Raw genomic sequence first — 14,678 nt, forward strand, 5'->3', positions numbered from 1 at the left:
ATGCCCGAGAAGGACCATCAATACCCAAGACGCACGCTGGCCCGGGGCGGTTTCACGCCCAACCCGCGCGCCGCCTTTGTCGAACTTGGCGTCACCACCTGTTTTTCCTTCCTGCGCGGGGCCTCTGACGCGGTGGACCTGGCCGCGACCGCCTGGGCGCAGGGCCACGATGCCCTTGGCGTGGCCGACCTGAACACCATGGCCGGTGTCGTGCGGCTTCACACCGAGGCGCACAAGGCCGGCCTGCGCCCCGTGATCGGCTGTCGGCTGCACCTGGTCACGGGCGAGATGTTCCTGGCCTATCCGCGCGACCGCGCCGCCTATGGCCGGCTTTGCGAACTGCTGTCGCGGGGCAAGATGCGCGATACCGATGGCCACTGGCAGGCCAAGGGCGTGTGCGACATCACGCTGGGTGACCTGGCCGCCCATGCCGATGGCGTGCAGCTGATCGCGCTGCCCGGCGACGATCTGGGCCATTTCGCCGCCAGCCTGCGCCGCCTGGCCCGCACCCTGCCCAGCCTGCGCCATGTCGCGGCCAGTTACCTTTACCGGGGCGACGACCGGGCGCGCATCAACCGGCTGGACCGGATGGCGCGGCGGCACGGCCTGTCGATCCTGGCCACCAACGACGTGCATTACCACGCCCCCCAGCGCCGCCCCCTTCAGGACGTGATGACCTGCATCCTGCACAAGACCACCATCGCGCGGGCCGGATACCTGCTGCACGCCAATGCCGAACGGCACCTGAAATCGCCTGCCCAGATGCAGCGCCTTTTCGCCGAATGGCCCCAGGCCATCCGCGCCACCCGCGAGGTGGCCGATGCCTGCACCTTCGATCTGCGCCAGCTGTCCTATGAATACCCCCAGGAAACCATCCCCCAAGGCCGCACGCCCCAGGACTACCTGACCGAGCTGACCTGGAAGGGCGCGGCCCGCCGTTACCCCGGCGGCACCCCGCAAAAGGTGCGTACCGCGCTGGAAAAGGAACTGGCGCTGATCGGCAAGCTGAACATCGCGCAGTATTTCCTGACCATCTACGATGTCATCCAGTTCGCCCGCCACCAGGTCAGCCCGCCGATCCTGTGCCAGGGGCGCGGCTCGGCGGCCAATTCGGCCGTGTGCTATGTGCTGGGCATCACCGTGGTCGACCCCGACAAGAGCGATCTTCTGTTCGAACGCTTCATCAGCGAGGAACGGACCGAGCCCCCCGATATCGACGTGGATTTCGAACACGAACGCCGCGAAGAGGTGATCCAGCATATCTATGCCCGCTATGGCCGCGACAGGGCGGGGCTTTGCGCCACCGTCATCCACTATCGCCCGCGCATGGCGGTGCGCGAGGTGGGCAAGGTGATGGGCCTGTCCGACGACATCACCAGCGCCCTGGCCAAGACCATCTGGGGCAGCTGGGGGCGCGAGGTGGGCGCCCGCGAGGCCGCCGAGGCCGGGCTTGACCTGCGCGACCCGGTGATCGCGCGCACGATCCGGCTGGCCGACATGATGATCGGGATGCCCCGCCACCTGTCGCAGCATGTCGGCGGCTTCATCCTGACCCAGACCCCCCTGACGCAGATGGTCCCCATCGGCAACGGCGCCATGAAGGACCGCAGCTTCATCGAGTGGGACAAGGACGACATCGACGAGTTGCGCATCCTCAAGATCGACGTTCTGGCCCTGGGGATGCTGACCTGCATCCGCAAGGCGTTTGACCTGATCGCGGCGCATCACGGCAAGCGGTTCGACCTGGCGACGGTGCCCCAGGAAGACCCCGCCGTCTATGACATGCTGTGCCGGGGCGACAGCCTGGGCACCTTCCAGGTGGAAAGCCGGGCACAGATGAACATGCTGCCCCGCCTTCGCCCGCGCGAATTCTATGATCTCGTGATCCAGGTCGCCATCGTCCGCCCCGGCCCGATCCAGGGCGACATGGTGCACCCCTTCCTGCGCCGGCGCAGCGGGCGCGAGCCGGTGGAATACCCCTCGCCCGGCCCCGCGTACGACCCGGACGAGTTGAAGAACATCCTGGGCCGCACCCTGGGCGTTCCGATCTTCCAGGAACAGGCGATGAAGATCGCCATCGACGCCGCCCGCTTCAGCCCGGCCGAGGCGAACGAATTGCGCAAGGCCATGGCAACATTCCGGTCGCGCGGCACGATCGAGGCCCTGCAGGAAAAGATGGTCGGGCGGATGAAAGAGCGCGGCTATGACCCGGATTTCGCCCAACGCTGTTTCGACCAGATCAAGGGCTTCGGCGAATACGGCTTTCCCGAAAGCCACGCCGCCAGCTTTGCGCTGCTGGTCTACATCTCAAGCTGGATCAAGTGCCACTATCCCGATGCCTTCTGCGCGGCGCTTCTGAATTCACAGCCCATGGGGTTCTACGCCCCCGCGCAGATCGTCCGCGACGCCCGCGAACACGGGGTGAAGGTCCGCCCCCCCGACGTGAACTACAGCGCCTGGGACAACACGCTGGAACCCGTGGGCGCGGGCGCCTTCGCCGTCCGCCTTGGCCTGCGCCAGGTCGACGGCATGTCACGGGCGGCGGCCGAACGGATGATGCAGGGCCGCCATCACCCCTTCACCGACCTGCCCGATTTCAAGACACGCAGCCGTGCCGACGTGGGCACCATCCGCCGCCTGGCCGCCGCCGACAGCTTCCGTTCCATGGGGCTGGACCGTCGCCAGGCCCTGTGGGAGGCGCGCGCCCTGCGCGATGCCCCCGACCTGCCCCTGTTTCACGACGGCGCCGATGAAGGCGCGGAAACCGCCTTTGCGATGCCACGAATGCCGACCTGCGAACATGTCGTGGCCGACTATCAGACCCTGCGCCTGTCGCTGAAGGCCCATCCCATGGCCTTTCTGCGGCGCAGCCTGTCGCGCCAGGGCTATGCCGCCGCCGCGGATCTGGACAGGATGCGCAGCGGGCAGAAGGTATCACTGGCCGGGATCGTGCTGATCCGCCAGCGCCCCGGCAGCGCCAAGGGCGTGTGCTTCATCACGCTGGAGGATGAAACCGGCGTGGCCAACCTGGTGGTCTGGCCCAAGGTGATGGAGGCCTTTCGCAAGACCATCATGCAATCGCGCCTGATGGACGTGCGCGGCACGATACAACGGGGCGACAACGTGCTGCATATCGTCGTCGAGGGGCTGGTCGACCGCAGCGATGCGCTTGACCGGCTTGCCAACGATGCCCTGCGCGTTCCGCTGGCCCGGGCCGACGAGGTGCGCCGCCCCCTGCCCCAGACCACGCACCGCCACCCCCGCGACGTGCGGATCATCCCGAAATCGCGCGATTTCCACTGATCGCGAAGGCAGCACGGTGCACCCGCGCAAACCGGCAGGGTGATTCCCGGCCTGTCCGCCTGACACAGGATCAGGACCGACACAATCGGGCCACTGAAACAGAACCGTTTCCAAAGAGGCCGGCAATTCAAAGTGACGTTACGGGACAGATTGCCGCCCGCATCGCGCAAGTCATTGATATTGCTAGAACTGACCCAGCGGCACCGTTTCAGAAAACTTGAATTTATTCGCATTCTCGTCTTTAAGAGGCCGCAATTACCGACAAATCTTCACAACAAGGCTTAGAAAATGCCCCTTTTGAATTCCGCAGGATCGACTCTTTCCGTCGTCGCCCATGCAGACGATGACCTGCTGTTTCAAAATCCCGACATCCAGCACAGCATCAGCGATGGTGGCGGTCATACCACCGTCTACCTGACCGCGGGCGATGCCGGGCAGGATGCCGATTACTGGGAAGGCCGCGAGGCCGGGGCCAAGGCCGCCTATGGCCACATGGCCGGGGCAAACGACTGGGTCGATACCGTGGCCACCTTCGGCGCCGGCGACTCCAGCTTCGACGTGCAGACCTCATATCTTGAAAGCAACCCCGAGGTGCGGCTGTATTTCCTGCGCCTGCCCGATGGCAACCCCAATGGCGGGGGCTATTCCGGTACCGGCGAACAAAGCCTTGAACAGCTTTGGAACGGCGACATCGAAAGCATCTCCAGCGTCGACGGGGCAAATGCCTATACCGCAGACCAGGTATCAGGCCTGCTGCTTGGCCTGATGGAGCATCATCAGCCCGATGCCGTCCTGATCCAGGATCACAGCTCGCAGCATGCCGGCGGCAACCATTCCGACCATGTCCATTCATCGCAGTTCGCCTTTGACGCCCAGCAGCACTATTCCGGCGATCACCAGGTGATCTCCTATGTCGAATATGCCTCGTCCGGGCTTGACGCGAACCTGTCGCCCGAGGACGCCGAGCAGAACCTCGAAACCTTCTATGCCTACGCAGCCCATGACCCGCATGTCTCAAGCGGGACAGACGCCCAGGGCAATCCCGTCATCTCCGACCGCTACCACGCCTGGACCCAGCGCAGCCACGAGGTGGACAACCTGCCCGACACGCCCGCCGGCACGGAACCCGAATACGAAACCCTGGCCTTCGTGTCGGAAGCCAACCCGCCCGAGGCCGATCCGCTGACCCTCACCGGAACCGAGGGCGACGATATCCTGCTGGGCGGCGAGGGTGACGAAACCCTTCTGGGCCTTGGCGGTGACGATTCGCTGAACGGCGGGGCGGGCGACGATTCCCTTGTCGGGGGCGACGGCAACGACACCCTGCGCGGCGACTACGGCAACGACACGATCCTGGGCGGCGACGGCAACGACGAGATCGAGGGCCTTTTCGGCGATGACCGCATCTATGCGGGCGCGGGGGACGATCACGTCTTCGCCCGCGACGACAACGACATCGTCTATGGTGAAGAAGGCAACGATACCCTGATCGGCGGCATTGGTGTCGACACGATCTATGGCGGCGACGGCAACGACCTGCTGGCCGGCAGCCAGGGCAACGACGAAATTCACGGCGGCGACGGCAATGACCTGGTCTTCATCGGCGTCCACGAGGATTCGGACCGCATCTTCATGGATGGCGGCAACGATTTCCTGGATGGCGGCACCGCCGGTTCGGGGTTCTATGCCGAAGGCGGCGATGGCAACGACATCATGAATTCGGGCGTCGGCAACGACACCCTGCTGGGCGGGGCGGGCAACGACCAGTTGAACGGCGGCGCGGGCAACGACATTCTTGACGGCGGGCCCGGCATGGATGTGCTGACCGGCGGCGACGGTGACGATGTTTTCGTCCTGCAGGACGTGCCGGGCAGCGTGCGGATCACCGATTTCGGCGCCAACGGCGCGGCCGACCTGATCAACCTGTCACAGCTTTCCGGCTATCAGTCGGCCGAGGCCCTGTCCCAGGCGATGACCGTCGAGAATGGCGTCACCACGCTGACCCTCGACGTCACGGATGGCACGCTGTCGGTGGAAATCCACTCGGCAGCGCCCCTTGAAGCGGCCGATTTCGGGCTGAGCGGTGAACTGGTGCTGCCCACCGATCCGCAGGATCCCGGCGATCCGACCGACCCTGTCGACCCGACCGACCCTTCCGATCCGACCGATCCTTCCGACCCCACAGGCGGCGAAGGTGTCACCTATTCGCTGGACGGGCCCGACGCCGGCCATTTCGACGTCGACGCCGAAACCGGCGAGATCAGCAACAAGGACTGGTTCACGCCCAACTATGAACAGGTCTGGGACGTGAACGGCGATCACATCTACGAAGTCTCGGTCCTGGGCACGAACCCCGACGGAACCGAAGCCAGCAACAACGACCTGCAACTTGTCGTCACCGAAACTGGCAGCTTCTGGCGCGATGCCGAAGACGCCCCGACCGACCCCGTCGATCCTTCCGATCCAGCCGACCCCGACGAAGGCTTCGACCCCTTCGAGGGCGAAGGCGGCGTGGGCGACAGCTTCGCGCTCGAAGGGCCGGATGCCGGGCATTTCAACATCGACGCCGACACCGGAATGATCAGCAACAAGGACTGGTTCACCCCCGACTATGACAACGTCTGGGACGTGAACGGCGACCATGTCTTCGATGTCTCGGTCATCGGGCTTGACGCCGCAGGCACCGAAGTCAGCAGCCGCGACGTGGAACTGGTGGTCACCGAAACCGGATCGTTCTGGCAGCAGGCCGGGGCCGACACCGGCGGCGAAGACCCGGCCGATCCCAGCGATCCGGCCGACCCCGTCGATGCCTTCGATCCCTTCGACGGCAACGGCAGCCCCGCCGCCAGCCACGCGCTGGAAGGCCCGGACGCCGGGCATTTCGATATCGACCCGGTGACCGGCGCGATCAGCAACAAGGACTGGTTCAGCCCCTCCTATGGTCAGGTCTGGGACGTGAACGGCGATCACATCTACGAAGTCTCGGTTCTGGGGCTGGAAGATGACGGCGAAGAGATCAGCCGCGCGCCGTTCCAGCTGGTGGTGTCCGAAACCGGGGCCACCTGGCAACCGGGCAGCCCCTCGGACGACGACGACACGGCGCAGGACCCGGCGGCAGAAATGCAGCAGGACACCTCGGAAGACGAAGACATCATGAACGCGCTTTTCGTGCCGGAAGACCCCGAGGAATCGGACATCCCCGACGATGGCGAGGAAGAATCCGCCGAGATGATGTACGACTACTGACGCGTGGCCATGAACCGCCCTGCCCGTCGATCGCGACAGGTGGGGCGGATGGCCGCGTCTGGCGTCACGTTACCCGCTGCGCCACCACCGCCACGCAATCGCCCATGCCGACAAGGCCGGGCACATGGCGCGCCGTCAGAATCCCCGACAACCGCGCCGGAATCTCCTGCGCCGGGCTGCCGCTGCGGTCGGTCGGCCAGATCCGCGCCAGGGGCTGGCCGCGTTCCACTTCTTCGCCAAGGTCCACCATGGGCTCCAGCAGGCCGGGGGTTTCGCAGAAGGCGAAGCAGCGTTCGTCAGGCATGTCGAGCATTTCCGACGGCGCCTTTTGCGGCGTTCCCTTCAGGATTCCGGCATGGATCAGCAGGTTTCGCGCCCCCTTGCGCGCTACCGCGACGCTGGCCGCCGTGGCGGTGCCGCCGCCGCCCAGTTCGGTCGTGACAAAGACCTTGCCCTGGGATTCCACTTCGGTGTCGAACATGCCGACACTGTCGATTTCCAGCATCCGCATCGACCAGGGGGCGTTGAAAGCCTCCATCGCGGCCATGCAGGCGGCCTCCTGGGTCTTGTCGGCCAGGATATGGGCTGCGGCGAAGGGCAGGAAATCCAGCGTCCGCCCGCCCGAATGGTAATCGAGCACGATATCGGCCATGGGCACCAGCCGGGTGGCGATGAAATGCGCGATCTTCTGGGTCACCGTTCCGTCGGGACGGCCCGGAAAGCTGCGGTTCATGTTGCAGCCGTCGATGGGCGAACAGCGCCGCCCGGCCGAGAAGGCAGGCAGGTTCATCATCGGCAGGATGATCACCCGACCGTTGATCGCCGCCGGGTCCAGCGTCGCGGCAAGCTCTTGCAGGGCAATCGGCCCCTCGTATTCGTCGCCATGGTTGCCGGCGGTCAGAAGGGCCGTCGGCCCCTGCCCGCCCGCAATCACGGTGATCGGAACCATCACCGCCCCCCAGGCGCTTTCGTCGCGGCTGTGGGGCAGGCGAAGAAAGCCGTGATGCACGCCTTGGGCATCCAGGGGAATCGTCGGGGTGATCGGGCTGTATGTCATACTTTCACGAACAATTCGCGGGGGGTTGAGCAGAAACACTCGTGCCCCGTTTCGGTGATGCGGATCGGCTCGGTGATTTCCAGGCCGCCGTCGTCAAGCCAGAGCGCGGGCATGAAATGGAAGGTCATCCCCGGCTCAAGCACGGTCATGTCGCCGCGCCGGAACGAGATCGTGCGCTCGCCCCAGTCGGGGGGATAGCTGATCCCGATGGCATAGCCACAGCGGCTGTCCTTTTCGAAACCTGCCTTGTTCAGCGTGGCGTTGAAGGCATTGGCGATATCTTCGGCCCGGTTGCCGGGGCGGGCCTGCTCCAGCCCCGCCGCGATGGCGTCCAGAACGGCCCTTTCGGCATCGCGATACTTCTGCGGCACCTTCCCCAGGAACAGGGTGCGGGATTGCGGGCATTGATACCGGCGGTGGGCGCCCGCGATCTCGAAGAAGGTCGCCTCGCCGGTTTCCATCGGCCGGTCGTCCCACGTCAGGTGCGGCGCGGTCGCATCAAGCCCCGAGGGCGCCATGGGCACGATGGCTGGATAATCGCCCCAATAGCCGAAAGCGCCCCGGATGCCGGTGGCATAGATCTCGGCCACCAGGTCGTTCTTGCGCATCCCTGGCTTGGCCACGTCAAGAATATGCTCGTGCATCTTCTCGACGATCCGGGCGGCGCGCTGCATGTATTCGATCTCGCGCTCGGACTTGACGGCGCGCTGCCAGTTGACCAGCGCCGTGGCGTCCGAAAAGCGCGCCTTGGGCAGGGCGGCAAGAAGGGCCGCGTGGGCGGCGGCGGCGTAATAATAATTGTCCATCTCGACGCCGATCTGCGCCTTTTCCAGCCCCAGTTCGGCAAGAAGTTCGGCCAGGTTGGTCATCGGGTGCTTTTCGGGGTTCTGCACGAAGGTGTCGTCATAGCCGCGAATACTGTCGTCATCTTCCATGAAGACCGTGCGCCGCGCCCCCTGGGTATCCATTGCGCGCCCCCACCAGACCGGCTCGCCCTCGTGGGTCAGGATCACCGCCTGGTAGACGTAGAACGACCAGCCGTCATAGCCCGACAGCCACGACATGTTCGACGGATCGCTGACAACGATGGCATCCAGCCCCCTGTCGGCCATCACCTTCCGGGTCTTGGCGATCCGGCGCCGGTATTCCGCTCCGGTGAAATTTGCCTCGAAGGTTGTCATGGTGTTCCTTTCCCACTGTCGCGATGCCCGTCAGCCAGCGATTCCGTCGGTGAAGCCGTAGGGCAGGCCATGATCGAACAACCGCCCAAAACCGACAGGTCGCAGATCAGCCCCGGCCATCCGGCCAAGCACCCAGCACAGCGCCTGGTTCGACGTGACCACGGGCTTGCCCAGCCGCGTCTCGATCCGGTCGATCACATCGGCGCCGCGCATGGCGGTACAGGACAGGAACAGCGCCTGAACCTCGGGGGTATCCATGGCACAAGCCGCTTCGATCATGCTGTCGTCATCGATGCGGGCCATGTCACGGTCGTCCTCCAGGGCGAAACAGGCGCTTTTCACCACATCTATACCCTGATCGCAGAGGTAGGCGGCCATCGGCTCGGTCGTTTCGCGGACATAGGGGGTCAGCATGGCCACACGGCGCACGCCAAGCGCGGCAAAGGCGGCCATCGCGGCAAAGGAAGGGGTGATGACAGGAACACCCGGCAAGGCGGCGTGAACCGCCTCGGCCACAGCGGCATTGCCGATGGTGACCGAGGCCGAGGTGCAGGCAAAGCCCACCGCCGAAAGGTCGGCCCCCGGCACCAGCAGGGCGGCGGTGCGGGTCAAGTCGGGGGCCATGGCGCGCAGCCGCTCGGGCGTTGTCGGGTTTTCGAACCCGATCCGGGCCACGTGCAGCACCGTGGACTCATCGCGCAGGAGGTGGGCGGCATCCGCCTCGAAAACCTGGTCGGTGGACAGGAGGATCGCCCCGATCCGCGCCGGGCCTTCGGAGGTGGCCCGCAGCTGGCAAGTGACGATGTCCGTTTGCGGGAGGGGGGCCAATTCAGCCGCCCCTCAAACGACGAGGACGGGGCATTTGGCCAGCCCCGTCACCTTGTGCGACACGCTGCCCAGAAGGTAGCTGTCGCCCGACGCGCCCAGGCCGCGACTTCCCAGGATGATCAGATCGACCTGGTGCTTCTGGGCGAATTCATGGATCGCCCGTGCAGGCCGGCCCGACCGCACGAAGGCGCGCACGTTCTGCACCCCCGCCTCGAGAAGAAGCTTGCGGCCGTGTTCGATGATGCCGGTGGCATGTTCGCGCATGGCATCGTCGATGCTGCCCGGATCGCTGACCCGCACCATCGACAGCGAGGCTTCCAGCATCGAATGGTGGCGAAAGACGGTCAGCAGCGACACGCGCGCATCGGTCAGTTTCGACAGTTGGGCCGTCTTCTCCAACGCCCGGTCCGCGTTCTTCGAACCGTCATAGGGCGCAAGGATATGGGTGAACATTCAGGGCTCCTCCACGGGTTACTTGGCAAAGGCGAGATCGCGCAGGAACAGGGCGATTTGCGGGAAGAAGATCAGCGCAATGGAAACGCCCAGCAGCATGATGATGAAGGGCGGCGTGCCGCGGATCACCTCGATATAGGGGCGCTTGAACACCGCGATGGCCGTGAAGATGTCGCATCCGAAGGGCGGCGTGGCCGAACCGATGGCCACCTGCAACGTGATCACCGTTCCCACCAGCACGGGGTCAAGCCCTACCGATTCCACCACCGGGGCGAAGATGGGTACGAAGACCAGGATCACGACGATCGGATCGACAAACATGCAGCCGATGAAGAAGGCGATGGAGATGACGAAGAGAACGCCGATCGGCCCCATCTCGTCGATGCCGATGCCACCCAGGATCGCCTGGGGGATCTGCGCGAAGGAGATGACCCAGGAAAAGGCCGCCCCCGCCGCCACCAGGATGAAGACAACGGCGGTGATAAGGCCGGTCGACTTGGCGGTGTCGTAAAGGCCCTTGAGGTTCAGCGACCGGAACACGATCAGCTCAAGGAAGATCGCATAGAGAACGCAGGCCGCCGCCGCCTCGGTCGGGGAAAAGATGCCGCCATAGATGCCGCCGATGATGATGGCCGGAAAGCCAAGGGGCCAAAGCGCCTGCTGCACCGCCTTCAGGCGCGCGCCCCAGGTCGTCTTCTCTTCGGTGGGCACGTTGTGGCGGATCGCATAGATCACCGAATAGGCCGAGAACAGCACGAGGATCAGCAGCCCGGGCCCGATACCGGCGATGAACAGCTCGGCAATCGAGGTGTTGGACACGACGCCATAGATGATCATGCCGATGGAGGGCGGGATCAGGAAGGCGATGTCGGAGGAGTTCACGATCAGCGCCAGAACGAAGCTGTCCTTGTACCCGGCCTTGAGCATCCGGGGCCGCAGGGGAGAGCCGATGGCAACCACCGTCGCCTGGGTCGACCCCGACACGGCGCCGAACATGGTGCAGGCCGCCGCCGTCGAAACCGCCAGCCCGCCCTTGAGATGGCCGACAAAGGACATGACCATGTCGATCAGCCGCCCCGCCGACTGGCCGCGCGTCATGATGTCGGCGGCGAAGATGAACATGGGCACCGCAATCAGAGAGGCAGGCCGGATGCCCGCCATCATCTGCTGAACCATGGTTTCAAGCTGCCCGAAGCCGCCGAACAGGGTGTAGAACCCCACAAAGGCCCCCACGATCAGCGGAATCATCATCGGAAAGCCGACAAGAAGCAGGACGATCATGATGGAGAAGATGGTGATGGCCATGGTTCAGACCTCCGTCTCGTTGTCGTCGTAGCCTTCAAGAACGTTGGTCGACAGGTAGATGTCCTTTTCGATCAGGTTCTTGATGGCCGTCAGAAGGTATTGAACCCCGGTCATGAAGAACCCGACGGGCACCCAGACCAGCGTCATCCAGACCGGGATCTGCAGAGACGGCAAAACCCGCCCACGCCCCGCCTGGGTGAGGATGTATTGCAGGGAATACCAGGCCAGCCCCAGCATGAAGGCGGCGGTGACCAGGGAAATCACGATCATCAGAAACTTGCGCACCCGCCCGGGCATCGCATCGAAGATGGCCGACATGCGGATATGCCGCCCATGGCGTGCGGCATAGGAAATTCCGGCAAAGGTGATGAGGATGATCAGGATGCGGTTCAACTCTTCCGAGAAGAACAGCGAACTTTGAAAGACGAAACGCCCGACGACATTGGCGCTTGTGTTGGCCGCCATCAGCAGCACGCCGATGGCCAGCATCGCGGATTCAACCTTGCTGATCCAGGTGTCGATGGTGCCCAGGAACCCCGGAAGGCTGGATTGATAGACGTCGAGTGGCGGATCATCCGTACCGGTGGTGTCGGTCTGCGATTGCAATTGCGAGCGCTGGGTTTCGTCTGTCACCGGCATGATCCCGTCAGTTGGTTTGAACGTCGCTTACCCCCCGGCACGGGCGCGCCGGGGGGTAACGTGGATGCTGCGTCGCTTACTTGACGGCGTCCAGGTCCGCCTTGAACTGCTCCAGAAGCGCCTTGCCGCTGTCGCCGGTCATTTCGATGAAGGCCTCCTCGACCTGGCCGGCGGCTGCCTTGAAGGGCTCGCGCTCTTCTTCGCTCAGCGTGGTGATCGTGTAGTCGGGCTTGGCTTCCTGGATGCCCTTGATCGCCTCTTCGGTTTGACCGCGCTGGTAATCGAGGATGTATTCGAACGCGACGTCGATTGCCGCTTCGACCATCTTCTGGTCTTCCTCGGGCAGGTCGGCATAGAAGTCCTGGTTGGCCATCACCGCGGTGGTGAAGTTGTTGTGGCCAATGTAGGTCATGTAATCGCTGACCTCATACAGCTTGTTGGACAGGATGTAGAAGGTCGGGTTCTCCTGCCCCTGGATGATGCCGGTCTGCAGGGCGCCGTAAACCTCGCCCCAGGGCAGGGGTGTCGGCGTGGCACCGAAGGCCTTGTAGCTTTCCACCAGCAGCGGGTTGGTCATGACCCGTACCTTGACCTCGTCAAGGTCGGCCGGCGATTTCAGCGGTTCACGGGTGGTGATCGCCACGTCGCCCTCGGGGAACATGGTCAGCAGTTCCAGGCCCTGCTTTGCGTAAAGCTCGGGGAACATCTCGTTGATCGCCTTCGAGGTGCGGAAGAACTCGAACAGTTCCTCGTCGTCCTGCGGCAGCAGGTAGGGCACGAAGAAGACCTGGGCTTCGGGGATCAGCGCGCCGGTGAAGCCGGGCGACTGGTCGACGAACTGCAGGATGCCGGCCTGGGCCTGCTCCATGATGTCGGCGGATTCGCCAAGGGTGCCATAGGGGAACAGCTGGATCTCGTGATCCGAGTTCGCCTCGACCTCTTCCTTGAACTTCTGAGCGAACTTGCCCTGGACTTCGTCCATCGCTTCTTCGAAGGCATAACGCCAGGTATCGGCCTGTACGGCGCTGACCCCTGAGATCGTGGTTGCGGCGGCAAGGATGCTCCCTGCCAGGACGGTGTTATAACCAGCCATCGTTATTCCTTTCGCTATTTCATTCTCTCCACCTGCACAGCCCGAAAGCCGCGCCAGTGGATTGTTCTGACTGCCGGATCATTTAAAGCCATGACAATCATGTCAATGTGTATATTGAACCATTACAATCTACCCCACTGAATTCAAACGCTTCATCGCTGCGCCCCCAATTGGCCGTTGCGAATTTCCCGGGCGATACGGGCGACAATCCGCATTCCGCGGGCAAATTCCGGAAATCCCTGACCGCCCAGCGCGACCCGAATCCCCGTGTGATGAAAATGCGGTCCGATGGAAAAACTGGCCGCCGAAGCCACGGCAACGCCGTCGCGCCGGACCGCCTCGATCAGGGCGCGTTCCTCCTGCGCGTCGCGGCAATCGACCCAGACGTGCAGCCCGTTGGGGCTGGTGCGATACTCCAGCCCTTCAAGAATGCGCACCGCGTATTCCGTGCGGTCCCCCAGCGCCAGCCGCTGGCGATGCAGCAGGTTCTCCGCGGTTCCGTCGCTGATCCAGCGGTCGGCGATTTCGGTCATCAGGCCGCTTGCCATCCAGTTCGTCACCATGTGCCGGCTGGCCGCGGCGGGGCCAAGGTGATCGGGCACCGCAAGGTATCCCACACGCAGGCCCGGCATCAGGCATTTCGTCAGGCTGGTGAAAAACAGCGTCCGCTCTGGCGCCAGGGCGGCGATGGGGGGCGGTGGCGCATCCTGCAGCGGCCCCCAGGCGTGGTTTTCGATGATGAGGAAATCGTACCGCCGCGCGATATCCGCCACCTCGGCGCGGCGCTGTTCGGACATGGTGAAGGCCAGCGGGTTCATCCCCGTGGGCATGAGATACAGGGCTTTTACGCCATCGGTGCGGGCAATCTCCTCCAATGCGCGCGGGCAGATCCCGCCGTCGTCCACCGTCACACCGCGCAGACGCAGCCCCATGAACCGGGTCAGGGGGCGCAGGGTGTGGTGGCCGATCTCTTCGGCCAGGATCAGATCGCCGGGCTGTGCCGCCGTCATCAGGGCAACGGTCATCGCCGCGGTGCTGCCGTTGGTGCGGATGATCGCCGCATCCTCGGCCCGCAGACCGCACAGCCCCAGCCAGCGCCGCGAAGGGCCCGGCATGTGGTCGGCCCCGAAATCGTGGCCACGGTCGGGGCGCGACATGGTCAGCACCGTTCGCGGCACGGACCGCGCCATGGCCCGCAGCACCTCTTGCAGGGCGTCTTCGTGGGCGTGGTCGATGACCGGCTTCAGAATCGACATGTCCAGCAGACCAAGCGAGGTCTTGCGCGTCACGAAGGGCATCTGAACATCGTCCTGCGAGGCGCGCACATAGGTGCCGCGCCCGACCTCGCCCGCGATTTTCCCGGATTCGATCAGCTTGCTGTAGGCGCGGCTGACGGTCTGCACGCTAAGGTTCAGATCGAAGGCAAGCTGACGCTGTGTCGGCAGGCGGTCGCCCGGTTTCAGGGCGCCGTTCTGGATGGCCGCCTCGACCGCCTTCACCAGCGATCGATAGGCGGGGCGCGTCAGCGTGCCGGGGTCCGGTGGCCAATTTGTCATGATCCCTAGCATGTCAT

10 protein-coding genes are annotated in these 14,678 nt (G+C 64.4%); 2 read left to right on the forward strand and 8 right to left on the reverse strand.

Translation table 11 applies throughout. From position 1 onward, the window contains the following. Both H7828_RS19655 and H7828_RS22885 read left to right on the forward strand, forming a co-directional pair. The gene (locus H7828_RS19655) at nucleotides 1–3,303 is read left to right on the forward strand and encodes an error-prone DNA polymerase (RefSeq protein ID WP_226782775.1); all 3,303 of its coding nucleotides are present in this window, start codon (nucleotides 1–3) and stop codon (nucleotides 3,301–3,303) included. A 288-nt stretch (nucleotides 3,304–3,591) separates the two neighbouring features. Continuing rightward, nucleotides 3,592–6,549, forward strand: coding sequence for a PIG-L family deacetylase (locus tag H7828_RS22885; RefSeq protein ID WP_281070787.1), 2,958 nt, complete (start codon nucleotides 3,592–3,594; stop codon nucleotides 6,547–6,549). Between the two features lie 64 nt (nucleotides 6,550–6,613). On the opposite strand, the gene doeB is transcribed toward H7828_RS22885, so the two are convergent. From doeB to ehuR, 8 genes are all read right to left on the reverse strand, one after another. Next, nucleotides 6,614–7,606, reverse strand: coding sequence for a N(2)-acetyl-L-2,4-diaminobutanoate deacetylase DoeB (gene doeB, locus H7828_RS19665; protein ID WP_226782776.1), 993 nt, complete (start codon nucleotides 7,604–7,606; stop codon nucleotides 6,614–6,616). Then, the gene (gene doeA / locus H7828_RS19670) at nucleotides 7,603–8,787 is read right to left on the reverse strand and encodes an ectoine hydrolase DoeA (protein ID WP_226782777.1); all 1,185 of its coding nucleotides are present in this window, start codon (nucleotides 8,785–8,787) and stop codon (nucleotides 7,603–7,605) included. Before doeA ends, doeB begins: the two co-directional genes overlap by 4 nt. A gap of 30 nt (nucleotides 8,788–8,817) precedes the next feature. Then, nucleotides 8,818–9,615: an aspartate racemase/maleate isomerase family protein gene (locus H7828_RS19675; RefSeq protein WP_226782778.1), complete on the reverse strand. Its 798-nt coding sequence runs from the start codon at nucleotides 9,613–9,615 to the stop codon at nucleotides 8,818–8,820. Between the two features lie 12 nt (nucleotides 9,616–9,627). Further along, a complete protein-coding gene (locus H7828_RS19680; protein WP_226782779.1) occupies nucleotides 9,628–10,068 on the reverse strand; it encodes a universal stress protein in 441 nt (146 codons plus the stop codon). A gap of 18 nt (nucleotides 10,069–10,086) precedes the next feature. After that, nucleotides 10,087–11,373: a TRAP transporter large permease gene (locus H7828_RS19685; protein WP_226782780.1), complete on the reverse strand. Its 1,287-nt coding sequence runs from the start codon at nucleotides 11,371–11,373 to the stop codon at nucleotides 10,087–10,089. 3 nt (nucleotides 11,374–11,376) lie between these two features. Beyond that, nucleotides 11,377–11,979 (reverse strand): TRAP transporter small permease, encoded by a 603-nt coding sequence (locus H7828_RS19690; protein ID WP_425354962.1) that lies wholly within the window; start codon nucleotides 11,977–11,979, stop codon nucleotides 11,377–11,379. 109 nt (nucleotides 11,980–12,088) lie between these two features. After that, complete coding sequence (locus H7828_RS19695) at nucleotides 12,089–13,105, reverse strand: TRAP transporter substrate-binding protein (protein ID WP_226782782.1); 1,017 nt, start codon at nucleotides 13,103–13,105, stop codon at nucleotides 12,089–12,091. Nucleotides 13,106–13,257: 152 nt separating this feature from the next. Continuing rightward, a complete protein-coding gene (gene ehuR / locus H7828_RS19700; protein ID WP_226782783.1) occupies nucleotides 13,258–14,661 on the reverse strand; it encodes a MocR-like ectoine utilization transcription factor EhuR in 1,404 nt (467 codons plus the stop codon). Between the last annotated feature and the right edge of the window lie 17 nt (nucleotides 14,662–14,678).

The organism is Oceaniglobus trochenteri, from assembly GCF_020529025.1.
GTDB lineage: Bacteria > Pseudomonadota > Alphaproteobacteria > Rhodobacterales > Rhodobacteraceae > Oceaniglobus > Oceaniglobus trochenteri.